This window comes from Pseudomonas sp. AC229 (assembly GCF_979254655.1).
In genome coordinates this window covers 480,322-493,286 of sequence record NZ_CEEDHK010000001.1, presented here as the reverse complement: position 1 = coordinate 493,286, position 12,965 = coordinate 480,322, and the positions used below count along the sequence as shown (strand labels likewise).

General features: G+C 56.2%; 11 protein-coding genes. 10 read left to right on the top strand and 1 reads right to left on the bottom strand.

Annotated elements, in window-relative coordinates; translation table 11 throughout:
* The first annotated feature begins 9 nt into the window (after positions 1-9).
* The 3 genes from AC0IW7_RS02200 (at position 10) to AC0IW7_RS02190 (ending at position 3,614) form a co-directional block, all read left to right on the top strand.
* A complete protein-coding gene (locus AC0IW7_RS02200) occupies positions 10-810 on the top strand; it encodes a thermonuclease family protein (protein ID WP_471815535.1) in 801 nt (266 codons plus the stop codon).
* 2 nt (positions 811-812) lie between these two features.
* Positions 813-2,243 carry a M48 family metalloprotease gene (locus tag AC0IW7_RS02195; protein WP_471815606.1) on the top strand — a complete coding sequence of 477 codons (1,431 nt, stop codon included), beginning with the start codon at positions 813-815 and terminating at the stop codon, positions 2,241-2,243.
* A 102-nt stretch (positions 2,244-2,345) separates the two neighbouring features.
* Positions 2,346-3,614 (top strand): malic enzyme-like NAD(P)-binding protein, encoded by a 1,269-nt coding sequence (locus AC0IW7_RS02190; protein ID WP_122494513.1) that lies wholly within the window; start codon positions 2,346-2,348, stop codon positions 3,612-3,614.
* Between the two features lie 98 nt (positions 3,615-3,712).
* On the opposite strand, the gene AC0IW7_RS02185 is transcribed toward AC0IW7_RS02190, so the two are convergent.
* Positions 3,713-6,142, bottom strand: coding sequence for a penicillin-binding protein 1A (locus AC0IW7_RS02185; RefSeq protein WP_471815534.1), 2,430 nt, complete (start codon positions 6,140-6,142; stop codon positions 3,713-3,715).
* Between the two features lie 184 nt (positions 6,143-6,326).
* Between AC0IW7_RS02185 and AC0IW7_RS02180 the strand changes: the two genes are divergently transcribed.
* The 7 genes from AC0IW7_RS02180 to aroB are packed head-to-tail and all read left to right on the top strand — an operon-like array spanning position 6,327 to position 12,964.
* Positions 6,327-7,391, top strand: a complete 1,065-nt coding sequence (locus tag AC0IW7_RS02180; protein ID WP_122494509.1) for a pilus assembly protein PilM — start codon at positions 6,327-6,329, stop codon at positions 7,389-7,391.
* Entirely contained in the window at positions 7,391-7,963 is a 573-nt protein-coding gene (locus tag AC0IW7_RS02175) for a PilN domain-containing protein (RefSeq protein WP_463550524.1), read from the top strand. Before AC0IW7_RS02180 ends, AC0IW7_RS02175 begins: the two co-directional genes overlap by 1 nt.
* On the top strand, positions 7,960-8,622 hold the full coding sequence (gene pilO, locus AC0IW7_RS02170; RefSeq protein ID WP_471815533.1) for a type 4a pilus biogenesis protein PilO: 663 nt from the start codon (positions 7,960-7,962) through the stop codon (positions 8,620-8,622). Before AC0IW7_RS02175 ends, pilO begins: the two co-directional genes overlap by 4 nt.
* Positions 8,619-9,146 carry a type 4a pilus biogenesis lipoprotein PilP gene (pilP, locus tag AC0IW7_RS02165; protein WP_122494503.1) on the top strand — a complete coding sequence of 176 codons (528 nt, stop codon included), beginning with the start codon at positions 8,619-8,621 and terminating at the stop codon, positions 9,144-9,146. Before pilO ends, pilP begins: the two co-directional genes overlap by 4 nt.
* Positions 9,147-9,199: 53 nt before the next feature.
* A complete protein-coding gene (gene pilQ, locus AC0IW7_RS02160) occupies positions 9,200-11,287 on the top strand; it encodes a type IV pilus secretin PilQ (protein ID WP_471815532.1) in 2,088 nt (695 codons plus the stop codon).
* A 4-nt stretch (positions 11,288-11,291) separates the two neighbouring features.
* Positions 11,292-11,810 carry a shikimate kinase AroK gene (aroK, locus tag AC0IW7_RS02155; protein ID WP_122494498.1) on the top strand — a complete coding sequence of 173 codons (519 nt, stop codon included), beginning with the start codon at positions 11,292-11,294 and terminating at the stop codon, positions 11,808-11,810.
* A gap of 50 nt (positions 11,811-11,860) precedes the next feature.
* Positions 11,861-12,964 carry a 3-dehydroquinate synthase gene (gene aroB / locus AC0IW7_RS02150; RefSeq protein WP_471815531.1) on the top strand — a complete coding sequence of 368 codons (1,104 nt, stop codon included), beginning with the start codon at positions 11,861-11,863 and terminating at the stop codon, positions 12,962-12,964.
* Position 12,965 lies beyond the last annotated feature (1 nt).

Here is a 12,965-nt window from a genome sequence, read left to right as displayed (position 1 = left end):
GAGGGCCTGATGGGCTTTTCGATGTTGTTGAAAAAGGCGTCCCTTGTGGGCGCCTTTTTCGTTTCTGCGATTTATCTATCCCCCGTTGCTGCGTTTTGCTCGGCGCCGGAGGGGTTGCCCATCGTCGCTGTGCAGAAAGTGGTCGATGGCGACACGCTGCGTTTGGTCGACGGACGCAGCGTGCGTCTGATCGGCATTAATGCGCCGGAAGTTGCTCATAATCGCCGCCCCGCTGAGCCATTTGCCGAGCAGGCCAAGCGGCGTCTTCAGGCATTGGTTGCGGAAAGTTCTGGGCGCGTGGCTGTGCAGGTCGGACAGCAAGCGAAAGACCGCTACGGTCGCACGCTCGCCCATGTCTATAACGGCAGCGGGCAAAACATCGAAGCACAGCTGTTGGCCGAAGGGCTGGGATTGCAGGTCGCTATCGCGCCGAATGTGGCGTTACTGGCGTGCCAACAAGCGGCAGAGCGTCAGGCCCGTTCCGCACGACTTGGGGTTTGGCAGCAATCGCTGATGCTTACCGCAGAGCAGCTCAGCGCCAGCGGCTTCGCCTTGATTCACGGCAAGGTCGTCAAGGTTGAGCAGAATCGAGGCGGAATCTGGTTGCAAATGGATGGCCCGCTGGTCGTCCATGTCGCCGAAAAGGCGCTCCCAACGTTCGAGCTAAAAACGCTACGCTCATTGCAAGGGCGATGGGTTGAAGTGCGTGGCTGGGTCATTGATCGTTCGCGCCGTGGTAATCAGCAGTCAGGCGAGGCGCGCTGGATGTTGCCCCTGACCCATCCGGGAATGTTGGAGGTTCTGCCATGAGAATGCGGTTGTTTGGCCTGCTGACGCTGCTCATGTTGCTGCAGGGCTGCGCGCAGAATCCGGCTACCGGCGAGAGTAATTTCGTGATGATGAGTGAGCGCCAGGAGCTTGAGCTCGGCCAAAGCTATAGCCAGGAAATTGCTAAGCAATACCCGCGTTACCCCGACGAGAAGCTGCAGGCCTATGTGCAGCAGGTGGGCGAGCGGGTGGCCAAGCACAGCCACCGCAGCAACCTGACTTACCACTTCACCGTGATCGATAGTCCAGACATCAATGCGTTCGCGTTGCCCGGCGGCTACATCTACATCCATCGCGGCTTGCTGGCGTACCTGAGTTCTGAGGCTGAGCTGGCGGCGGTGCTCGGCCATGAGGTGGGTCATGTCACGGCGCGCCACAGCGTGCAGCAGCAAAGCCAGTCGCAAGCCTGGGGCATTCTCGGCCAGGCGGTGGCGATAGGCACAGGCGTGGGCGCGGCGGCAGATGTCACCAGCGCGTTGGGTTCGGCGTTCGTGCGCGGCTACGGGCGTGATATGGAGCTACAGGCCGACGGGCTCGGCGCGCAATACCTTGCCCGCGCCGGCTATGACCCGCAGGCGATGATCGAGGTGGTTGAGGTGTTGAAAAGCCAGGACGACTACGCCCGCGACGAGGCCAGAAAAGCCGGGAAAGCGGAGCCAACGTCGAGCTACCACGGCGTGTTTGATACCCACCCTGGGAATGATCAGCGTCTTCAGCAGGTCGTCGGTCCGGCGCGGGCATTGGCGACCGGCCAACAAGAGGTTGGGCGCGACGTCTTTTTGCGGCATATCGATGGGCTGCCCTACGGCGATTCTGAATCAACCGGGATTCGTCGCGGCCAGCAGTTTTACCACGCAGATCTCGGTTTCACGTTCAGCGCGCCGCCGCACTGGGAACTGATCAATCGCCCCGATGCGGTGATTGCCGCCACTCCCGAACAGGACGCCTTTATTGCCGTGGTGTTGGAGAAGACCAAGCCGGGGCAAACGCCCCAGCAGTTCATCCGTTCGAAAGTGTCAGGGAGCCTCGCCGAGGAGCGCGAGTTGCAGCAAGCCGGGCTGCAGGGTTACACCGCAATTATTCCGGGGCGACCGGCCAAGCGTGTGGCTGTCATCTACAAAGGCGACTCGGCATACGTCTTTATTGCGAGCGTCAAGACGCCGGCCTCGTTGCAAACCGAAGACGAAAATTTCCTGAAAGTGATCAATAGTTTTCGACCTCTGAGGGCGGACGAGCGTAAGCTAGCGCAACCTCTCCGGCTGCAACTGGTGCGTGCCACAAGCGCGCAAACCATGACCAAGCTAGCTCAGGGCAGTACGCTGCCCGGTGACGCCGAGTCCCGTCTGCGCCTACTCAATCATCTATACCCAAGTGGCGAGCCCCGTCCTGGGGATTGGCTTAAAGTCGTACGTTAGAGCGCTTGACAGACGTGACTGATCAGTCTTGTTCGGGTTCGGCATCTTGCGTATCCTCGCTGCCTTGTCTGATTAACAGCATAAAAATGCGGAAATGCCACCATGTCTGATCTGAAAACTGCCGCTCTTGAGTACCACGCCCATCCACGTCCGGGAAAGCTGAGTGTCGAGCTGACCAAGCCCACTTCTACCGCACGTGACCTTTCTTTGGCGTACAGCCCGGGCGTGGCCGAGCCGGTACGGGAAATTGCCCGTGACCCGGAGCTGGCCTACAAGTACACCGGCAAAGGCAACCTGGTTGCAGTAATTTCCGATGGCACCGCCATCCTCGGTCTGGGCGACCTCGGCCCGCTGGCATCCAAGCCAGTAATGGAAGGTAAGGGTGTGTTGTTCAAGCGTTTCGCCGGCATCGACGTGTTCGATATCGAAGTCGATTCTGAAAGCCCGCAAGCCTTCATCGACACCGTTAAGCGCATCTCCATCACCTTCGGTGGTATCAACCTCGAAGACATCAAAGCACCTGAGTGCTTTGAAATTGAACGCGCGTTGATTGAGCAATGCGACATTCCGGTTTTCCACGATGACCAGCACGGCACCGCGATCGTAACGGCTGCCGGCATGCTCAATGCGTTGGAAATTGTTGGCAAAACCCTGTCCGATGCCAAGATCGTTTGCCTGGGCGCTGGCGCTGCCGCCATCTCGTGCATGAAGCTGCTGGTCAGCATGGGCGCCAAGATCGAAAACATCTTTATGGTCGACCGCAAAGGCGTAATTCACGCCGGTCGCGACGACCTGAACCAGTACAAAGCAGTGTTCGCTCACGAAACCCCGAAACGCTCGCTGTCGGACGCGTTGGACGGTGCGGATGTGTTCGTGGGCCTGTCGGGCGCCAATCTGCTGACCGCCGAAAACCTGAAGCGTATGGCGGCTGACCCTATCGTTTTCGCCTGCTCCAACCCTGATCCTGAAATCTCGCCGGAGCTGGCGCACGCCACCCGTGACGACGTGATCATGGCGACCGGTCGTTCGGATTACCCGAACCAAGTGAACAACGTGTTGGGCTTCCCGTTCATTTTCCGTGGCGCACTTGATGTTCGTGCGACCCGCATTAATGAAGAGATGAAAATCGCTGCCGCGGTTGCCTTGCGCGAATTGGCCAAGCTGCCGGTGCCTAAGGAAGTATGTGATGCGTACGGTGGCGTTGAGCTGTCGTTCGGTCGCCAGTACATCATTCCGAAGCCAATGGATGCACGCCTGATCACCGTGGTGGCAGACGCCGTGGCTAAAGCTGCGATTGAAAGCGGTGTGGCAACCCTGCCGTATCCGAAGCACTACCCGCTGACTTCGGTTGAAGACGTGTTCAACGGCTAACCGCAGTGACCCAATAAAAAGCCCCGCTAAGTGCGGGGCTTTTTATTGGGCTGGGCATCAGCATTAGCGCAGGGCTTACCTGCTCCGCGCCTCATACATCAGAACAGATCGATGGGTGCGGCATCATCGGCGGGCAAGGGGCTGCCGGGTGCGCTGGTGCCGGGATCTAGCTCGTTCATGGGTGGCGGAGAATCTTCATTCTTGAACACTTCGAAGTAGGCGTTTGGCGTGCCCGGCGCCGCAGCACGGCCGCTTACCGGGTCGATGCGCAAGGTGAGCAAGCCAGGTGGTTCCGGCAAGGTATGAGCCGGTTTGTCTTTCAGGGCGGCGCTCATGTAGTTCATCCAGATTGGCAGCGCGACGGTGCCACCGAATTCATGGCTGCCGAGGCTTTCTGGCTGATCGAAGCCGGTCCAGACGGTGGTCATGTAGTCGGCGTTGAAGCCTGAGAACCAGCTGTCCTTCGACTCGTTAGTCGTACCTGTTTTGCCCGCGATGTCGCTACGACCCATCGACAGTGCGCGGCGCCCGGTGCCGCGCTTGATCACGTCCTGCAGCATGCTGGTGAGGATGTAAGTGGTGCGGGCGTCGACGATGCGTTCGGCAACAGCGGGGGCGGGGGCGTTGCTGGCTTGTACTGGCAGGTTCTCTGCAACCGCTGCTGGGTCGACCACTGTTTCCGGTTGGTCTTCGTTTTCGCCGGGTGCGCTGGGCGGATTGGCCACGAAAAGGGCTTCGCCATTGCGGCTGTGAATGCTTTGAATCAGGTATGGCTGAATCTTGTAACCGCCATTGGCGAACGTGCTCCAGCCGCCGGCGATCTCCACTGGCGTGAGGTTGGCGGTGCCCAGCGCTAAAGAGAGGTTGCGCGGCAACTCTTGCTTGTTGAAGCCGAAGCGGCTGACGTAGTCGAGGGCGTATTCGATGCCAATGGCCTGCAACAGGCGAATCGATACCAGGTTGCGCGACTTATAAAGTGCTTCACGCAGGCGAATGGGGCCGAGGAACGTATTGGTGTCGTTTTTCGGGCGCCATACCTGGTCGAGGTATTCATCTACAAACACAATCGGGGCGTCATTCACCAGGGTGGCGGCTGTATAACCCTTGTCCAGCGCGGCGCTATAAATGAAGGGCTTGAAGCTTGATCCGGGCTGGCGCTTGGCTTGGGTGGCGCGGTTGTAATTGCTCTGTTCAAACGAGAAACCACCGACCAGTGCGCGTATGGCCCCATTCTTCGGGTCAAGCGAAACCAGAGCGCCTTGCGCCGCTGGGATCTGGCTGAAGCCGAGGTTCCCGTCTTCCTGGCGGAGCACGCGAATAAGGTCGCCAACTTGCACAACATCGTCCGGTTTTTGCGGGCGTGGGCCGAGGCTGTTGGTGTTCAGGAAGGGGCGCGCCCATTTCATGCTTTCCCAACTCACGGTTTCTTCCTGGCCGCCGCGAGTGAGTACCAGGATTCCGCTTTTTTCAACTTGCGTGACGATTGCAGGCTCAATGCCGTTCTGCACTTTCTGCTTGGCTAGCTCGGTTTGCCACGCTTCACGGGTCATGCCGGGGAGGCGTGTTTCCGGGCCTCGGTAGCCGTGACGCTGGTCGTAACTGATCAAACCGCTGCGAACTGCTTCGTTGGCTGCTTCCTGCAAATTGCTCGGAACAGTCGTCGTGACGTGAAAGCCTTCGGTATAGGCTTCGCTGCCATAGCGCCCGACCATTTCCGCGCGCGCCATTTCGGCAATGTAAGGAGCCTGAACTTCCGGGGTTGGCACGTGGTAACTGGCGTCGATGGGTTCCGCCAGGGCGGTCTCGTATTGGCCTTGATCGATCTTGCCAAGTTTGAACATGCGGCCCAGGATCCAGTCGCGGCGTTCTTTACTGCGCTGTGGATTGACCAGTGGGTTGAAGCGAGAAGGCGCTTTTGGCAAGCCGGCGATCATCGCCATCTGTCCCAGGCTCAAATCGTGCATGGGTTTTCCGTAGTAAACCTGTGCTGCTGCTTCGATGCCGTAGGCGCGGTTGCCGAGGTAAATCTTGTTGACGTAGAGCTCGAGAATTTCATCTTTGCTCAGCTCACGCTCAATCTGTAACGCCAACAGGATTTCATTGATCTTGCGGGAGAAGCTGCGCTCGTTGGTGAGGAAGAAGTTCTTCGCCACCTGCATAGTGATGGTGCTACCGCCTGACTGGATTTGGCCGCCGCTTTTTAATAATTGCGTGGCAGCGCGCATCAGGCTGCTGAGGTCGACGCCATAATGATTGGCAAAGTTGTCGTCTTCGGCCGAAAGCAGCGCTTTGATGAAGTTCGGAGGGATGTCAGCGAAGCGGATGGGGGTGCGGCGCATCTCGCCAAATTCGGCGATCAGCTTGGCGTCACTACTGTAGACGCGTAGCGGGATCTGCAGTTGGATGCGGCGCAGCGAATCCACGGATGGCAAACCGGGGCTAAGGTACAGATAAGCGCCGGACAGACTGAGCAACAGTCCACAAAAAACGGCTACGCAGGACCACCAGAAGAACTTCAGCAGGCGCATCAAAATGTTTGGATTTCCAGATAAAAGAAAGAGTTAAGCGTAGGGCGATGTCGAAAGGGAAAAACTGTTCACATTATAAGCGCTTTTTTTGCCAGGTAGCCATTTGCGCTTATGTCAAGACTGTTATTTAATGTGAAAAAACATAAATAGTCCGTAAGTCGCGGATGCCAATAGGAAATCGGTCGTGCTAGGGCTCTTCAATAAGAAAGCGAATACGCTGCTGGGGATCGATATCAGTTCGACCTCCGTCAAGCTCCTCGAATTGAGTCGCTCAGGAAGCCGCTACAAAGTAGAGGCTTATGCTGTAGAGCCGCTCCCACCAAACGCAGTGGTCGAGAAAAACATTGCTGAACTGGAAGGCGTAGGCCAGGCATTGTCGCGCGTATTGGCCAAAGCCAAGACTGGCGTCAAGACCGTTGCCGTCGCAGTAGCCGGTTCTGCGGTCATTACCAAAACCATCGAGATGGAAGCCGGCCTTTCTGACGATGACTTGGAAAACCAGCTCAAAATTGAAGCTGACCAGTACATTCCTTATCCGCTTGAAGAAGTAGCCATTGACTTCGAAGTGCAGGGACCTTCGGCACGCAATTCTGATCGTGTAGACGTGCTGCTAGCCGCCTGCCGTAAAGAAAACGTGGAAGTTCGCGAAGCCGCGCTAGCGTTGTCTGGCATGACCGCCAAAGTCGTCGACGTTGAAGCGTATGCGCTCGAGCGTGCTTACGGCTTGCTGTCCGCCCAGTTGGGTAGCGGTCATGACGAGTTGACCGTAGCAATTGTCGACATTGGCGCGACCATGACGACGCTGAGCGTTTTGCATAACGGTCGGACCATTTACACCCGCGAGCAGTTGTTCGGTGGTCGCCAGTTGACGGAAGAGATTCAGCGCCGTTATGGCCTGTCTGTGGAAGAAGCTGGGCTTGCTAAGAAGCAGGGCGGTCTTCCGGATGACTACGACAGCGAAGTATTGCAGCCGTTCAAAGAGGCCGTTGTGCAACAGGTTTCTCGATCGCTACAGTTTTTCTTCGCCGCTGGCCAGTACAACGATGTCGATTACATCCTGCTGGCAGGTGGCACCGCCTCAATTCCCGATCTGGATCGCCTGATTCAGCAGAAGATCGGTACGCAAACATTGGTTGCCAACCCGTTTGCCGACATGGCGCTTAGTGGCAAGGTCAACGCAGGCGCTCTGGCTAGTGATGCGCCAGCCTTGATGATTGCCTGTGGTCTGGCGATGAGGAGTTTCGACTAATGGCGCGTATTAACTTACTGCCGTGGCGGGAACAGCTGCGCGAGGAGCGCAAACAGCGGTTTCTGGTGACGTTGGCAGGCGTATTGATTGTAGCCGGCGGTGCTGTGTTTCTCGGCGACCAATACTTGAATGGCGCGATTGACCAGCAGAACGCGCGTAACGAGTTCGTCAAAAAAGAAATTGCGGTACTGGATGCTCGAATTAAGGAAATCAGCGAACTGAAGACTCGTCGCCAGCAACTGCTTGAGCGTATGAAGATTATTCAGGACTTGCAGGGCAATCGGCCGATTATCGGGCGAGTGTTTGATCAGTTGGCCAGGACGTTGCCTGATGGCGTGTACTTCACTTCATTGAATATGAAGGGCAGTACGATCGCTATTGAAGGCGCCGCCGAGTCTAACAACCGCGTCTCGAACCTTATGCGTAATCTCGATGCTTCAGAGTGGCTGACCGCTCCGAACCTGACGGCAGTTAAAGCGATTACCGCAGGTGAAATTGATCAGGCCAACGTATTCCAGTTGACGGTCCAACAGACCCAGCCTTCCATCGAAGCAGAAGGGGCTAAGAAGTGAGCATTTCTGATTCGTTAGCAAGTTTGCGGAACGTAGACTTTGCAGATCTGGATTTTAACAATTTGGGTTCCTGGCCCGCAGCTGTTAAAGCAATAGCCTGTTTTATTCTGCTCGTGGTGGTGTTGGCGCTCGGTTATAACTTTCACCTCAAAGAGCTCCAAGAGAACCTTGAGGCGCAGCGCGCTCAAGAGGAGGCGCTTAAGCAACAGTTCTCCACAAAAGCATTTCAGGCTGCCAACTTGGAAGCTTACAAAGACCAGATGAAAGAAATGGAAGTTTCTTTCGGTGCGCTCTTGCGGCAACTGCCAAGTGATACCGAAGTACCTGGTCTTCTGGAAGATATAACCCGTACCGGTCTTGGTAGCGGCTTGGAGTTTGAAGAAATCAAGCTTCTTCCAGAGTCCACTCAGCAGTTCTATATCGAACTGCCGATTCAGATTTCGGTTGTAGGCGCTTATCACGATCTGGCGACATTCGTCAGCGGCGTGGCAAGTCTTCCGCGTATTGTTACCTTGCATGATTTTGCTATTAAGCCTGTAAGTGCTGATAGCACCTCTAAGTTGCGAATGACCATCTTGGCTAAGACCTATCGCTACAACGATAAGAATGTCATCGATGACAAGGCTTCAGCGAAAGCCAAGGCGGGGGCGAAAAAATGAGACGCTCCAAACTAATCCTTAGTGCTTTGGTACTCGCTACATTGGCTGGCTGTGATTCGAGCGGCGATTTTGCCGACCTGCAGACGTATATGGACGAAGTCCGTACTCGTCCGAAAGGCTCGATTGAACCGCTTCCCAAGTTTCAGCCGTACGAAGCTTTTACCTACAGTGCTGCTGCGCTGCGAAGTCCTTTCCAGCCGCCGATCAAAATTGATCTGGTCAATCGCCAGAAAGGCTCGAAAGAGATCAAGCCTGACGAAACGCGCATCAAACAATTCTTGGAAGGCTTCAATATTGAAGTCTTCCAGATGGTGGGCACACTCTCAAACGAGGCCGGTATGTTTGCCTTGGTTAACGGCGCGGGTGGTGTGCACCGTGTGAGAGTGGGTGACTACTTGGGACGTAACAATGGACGCATCATTGCCATCAGCGAAGGCAAAATCGACGTAGTCGAAATTGTTCCTGATGGTGAAGGTGGCTGGCTAGAGCGGCCACGAAGCCTCTCTCTCAAAGAGCGCTCTTAAGGGTGGGGTGGAAGATGAAAAACAATTACCGGTCGGTACAACGGAACCTGAGTATGAAAAGCTCGCTGTCGCGCATCTGCATATCTGTTTTGGTCGCGGTTATGTCGCCAACCTTGTTGGCCGCTAACTTGAAAACGCTCGACGTCGCTGCTTTGCCGGGCGATCGCGTTGAGCTCAAATTGGCATTTGACGAGCCGGTCGCTGCGCCTCGTGGTTACACCATCGAGCAGCCGGCGCGCATCGCCCTGGATCTTCCAGGCGTAACCAACCAGACGGGTTCGAAGAACCGCGAACTGGGTGTTGGCAACGCACGCAGCGTGACCGTTGTGGAAGCTAAAGACCGCACGCGGCTGATTATTAACCTCGCCACATTGGTTCCCTACAGCACCCGCGCTGAAGGCAATAACCTGTTCGTGGTGGTAGGCGAAGGCGCGTTGTCCAACGCTCCGGTGGCAAGCGCCGTGGCGCCTGTTGCACCCCTCTCGTCTACTCCAGCGAAGAAGAACTTCGCACCAGTCAATAAAAGCATTGGCAACATCGACTTCCAACGCGGTGAGCAGGGCGAAGGTAACGTCGTTATCCAATTGTCCGATGCATCGGTGAACCCGGATATCCAAGAGCAAGGCGGCAAGATCCGCCTAGCCTTTGCCAAGACTGATCTTCCCGAGTCGTTGCGCGTTCGTCTTGACGTAAAAGACTTCGCCACGCCTGTGCAGTTCGTGAGCGCGGTTGAAGAGGGTGATAAAGCTATCATCACCGTCGAGCCTACCGGCATGTACGACTACCTGGCTTACCAGGCTGATAACAAACTGACAATTAGTGTCAAACCGTTGAGCCAGCAAGATGCCGAAAAGCGTAAGCAGGATCGCTTCGCCTACAGCGGTGAGAAGCTGTCGCTTAACTTCCAAGACATCGATGTTCGCTCGGTTCTTCAACTGATCGCCGACTTCACCGACCTCAACCTGGTTGCGAGTGACACGGTGCAAGGCAACATCACCCTGCGTCTGCAAAACGTACCGTGGGATCAGGCGTTGGACTTGGTGCTGAAAACCAAGGGCCTGGACAAGCGCAAAATCGGCAACGTGCTGATGGTCGCTCCGGCTGACGAAATTGCTGCCCGTGAGCGCCAAGAGTTGGAGTCTCAGAAGCAAGTTGCTGAGCTGGCTCCGCTGCGTAAAGACATCATTCAGCTTAACTATGCCAAGGCTTCGGACATTGCCAAGATCTACGAAGATGAAGGCGCCAAAGGCACGCTGAAAGACGATATGCGTGGCTCGGTAATTTTCGATGACCGCACCAATAGCCTGATCGTGACCCTGACCCAGGAACGTATCGACGAGCTGCGCCGCATCATTACTCAGCTCGACATCCCGGTTCGTCAGGTGATGATTGAAGCGCGCATCGTTGAAGCCAACGTCAACTACGACAAGAGCCTCGGTGTTCGTTGGGGCGGCTCGCAGTCTTTCTCCAATGGCAAAGGCCTGGTCTATGGTAACGACGATCTCGGCGATGAAAGTGGCGACACTGGCGACGACATGTCCGGCAACGTGCCGTTTGTAGATATGGGCGTTGTGAATCGTACTGCCGGCATTGGTATCGGTTTCGTGAGCGACAACCTGATCCTCGATCTGGAATTGTCGGCCATGGAAAAAACCGGCAACGGTGAAGTGGTTTCCCAGCCCAAGGTTGTTACCTCGGACAAAGAAACCGCGAAGATCCTCAAGGGCTCTGAGATCCCGTACCAGGAAGCAAGCTCCAGCGGCGCTACCAGTACCTCGTTTAAAGAAGCATCGTTGTCGCTGGAAGTAACCCCGCAGATCACGCCGGACAACCGCATCATCATCGAGGTGAAAGTCACCAAGGATGAGCCTGACTTCGCCAACGCCTTGAACGGTGTTCCGCCGATCAAGAAAAACGAAGTTAACGCTAAGGTGCTCGTCAGTGATGGCGAAACCATCGTGATCGGTGGTGTGTTCTCGAATACCCAAACCAAGTCGGTGGATAAAGTGCCGTTCCTGGGCGACTTGCCTTACCTCGGTCGTTTGTTCCGTCGCGACATCGTTTCGGACAACAAGAACGAACTGCTGGTTTTCCTGACTCCGCGTATCATGAACACCTCGGCAATCGCTGTGAGTCGCTAAATCTGTGCGAAATTTGATTCTTGTAGGCCCGATGGGAGCAGGGAAAAGCACCATCGGGAGATTGCTGGCAAAAGAGTTAAGGCTGTCATTCAAAGACTCTGATAAGGAAATCGAGCAGCGAACCGGAGCCAACATTCCCTGGATCTTCGATGTTGAAGGGGAGGCGGGCTTTCGCGAGCGCGAGCAAGCAGTAATCGGTGAGCTCTGTGAGCTTGACGGAGTCGTGCTTGCAACCGGAGGTGGCGCAGTGCTGCGTCCGGAAAATCGCTCAGCGCTGCGTGCTGGTGGTCGCGTGGTCTATCTGCATACATCGGTTGATCAGCAGATAGACCGCACCTCTCGGGATCGTAATCGTCCTCTTCTTCGCACGGCGAATCCTGGCAAAGTGCTCGCCGATTTGATGCATATCCGTGACCCCCTTTACCGGGAAATCGCGGATGTGATTATCGAAACGGACGAGCGCCCACCGCGCATGGTGGTGCAGGAAATTCTGGAGCGCCTTGAGGCGCTTCATCCCCGTTAAAGCGCGCCGCGATATGCGCTATCCTATGGCCCTTTTCTCGTGGGGGCTTCATGCAGACTCTTCAGGTTGAGCTGGGCGAACGTAGTTATCCCATCTATATCGGTGCGAACCTTCTGGTTCAGTCCGCCCTTTTTTCACCGCACATTGCCGGCAGGCAAGTTGCCATCGTCAGCAATGAAACCGTTGCTCCCCTTTACCTCGAGTCCCTCCAGCAAGCGCTAAGCGGCTTTGATGTAGCGACCGTTATTTTGCCGGACGGCGAGGTTTATAAAGGGTGGGAAACGCTGCAGCTGATTTTTGATGGCCTGCTGACCGCGCGACACGAACGCAGCACCACGGTTATTGCCTTGGGTGGCGGCGTTATCGGTGACATGGCGGGCTTCGCGGCGGCCTGTTACCAGCGTGGAGTTGACTTTATTCAGGTGCCTACCACGTTGTTGTCCCAGGTCGACTCTTCGGTGGGCGGCAAGACGGGCATTAATCACCCGTTAGGCAAAAACATGGTCGGCGCGTTTTATCAGCCCAACGCCGTGCTCATCGATACCGCAACCCTCAACACATTGCCGCCGCGTGAGTTGTCTGCCGGTTTGGCCGAGGTGATCAAGTACGGGTTAATTTGCGATGAGCCCTTTCTGTCCTGGCTCGAAGAAAACATGGACGCGTTGCGTCGTCTCGACCAAACAGCGCTGACCGAAGCCATTGCGCGCTCGTGCGCGGCGAAGGCCAAAGTCGTAGGCGCTGACGAGCGCGAGTCCGGCGTGCGCGCCACGCTCAATCTTGGCCATACCTTCGGCCATGCCATCGAAACCCACATGGGGTATGGCGTCTGGCTGCACGGTGAAGCTGTTGCTGCCGGCACCGTAATGGCGCTGGAAATGTCCTGCCGGCTTGGCTGGATCAGCACGGCCGATCGTGACCGTGGCATTCGCCTGTTCCTTAAGGCGGGACTGCCCGTTATTCCGCCAGAAGAAATGACCGCTGAGGACTTTCTCACCCATATGGCGGTCGATAAGAAAGTTCTTGGCGGTCGGTTGCGCCTTGTCCTGCTCCGCCAGATCGGCGAAGCCGTGGTGACAGGCGATTTTCCGCGCGAGATTTTGGATGCCACTCTGGTTGCGGACTACCGCGCCATGGTGGAACACCTTGAAGACTAAT

Bases quoted from the DNA above. Each gene is read 5' to 3' on its own strand.
- AC0IW7_RS02200 (WP_471815535.1), top strand. From the start codon at position 10: ATGGGCTTTTCGATGTTGTTGAAAAAGGCGTCCCTTGTGGGCGCCTTT.
- AC0IW7_RS02195 (WP_471815606.1), top strand. From the start codon at position 813: ATGCGGTTGTTTGGCCTGCTGACGCTGCTCATGTTGCTGCAGGGCTGC.
- AC0IW7_RS02190 (WP_122494513.1), top strand. From the start codon at position 2,346: ATGTCTGATCTGAAAACTGCCGCTCTTGAGTACCACGCCCATCCACGT.
- AC0IW7_RS02185 (WP_471815534.1), bottom strand. From the start codon at position 6,142: ATGCGCCTGCTGAAGTTCTTCTGGTGGTCCTGCGTAGCCGTTTTTTGT.
- AC0IW7_RS02175 (WP_463550524.1), top strand. From the start codon at position 7,391: ATGGCGCGTATTAACTTACTGCCGTGGCGGGAACAGCTGCGCGAGGAG.
- pilP (WP_122494503.1), top strand. From the start codon at position 8,619: ATGAGACGCTCCAAACTAATCCTTAGTGCTTTGGTACTCGCTACATTG.
- pilQ (WP_471815532.1), top strand. From the start codon at position 9,200: ATGAAAAGCTCGCTGTCGCGCATCTGCATATCTGTTTTGGTCGCGGTT.
- aroB (WP_471815531.1), top strand. From the start codon at position 11,861: ATGCAGACTCTTCAGGTTGAGCTGGGCGAACGTAGTTATCCCATCTAT.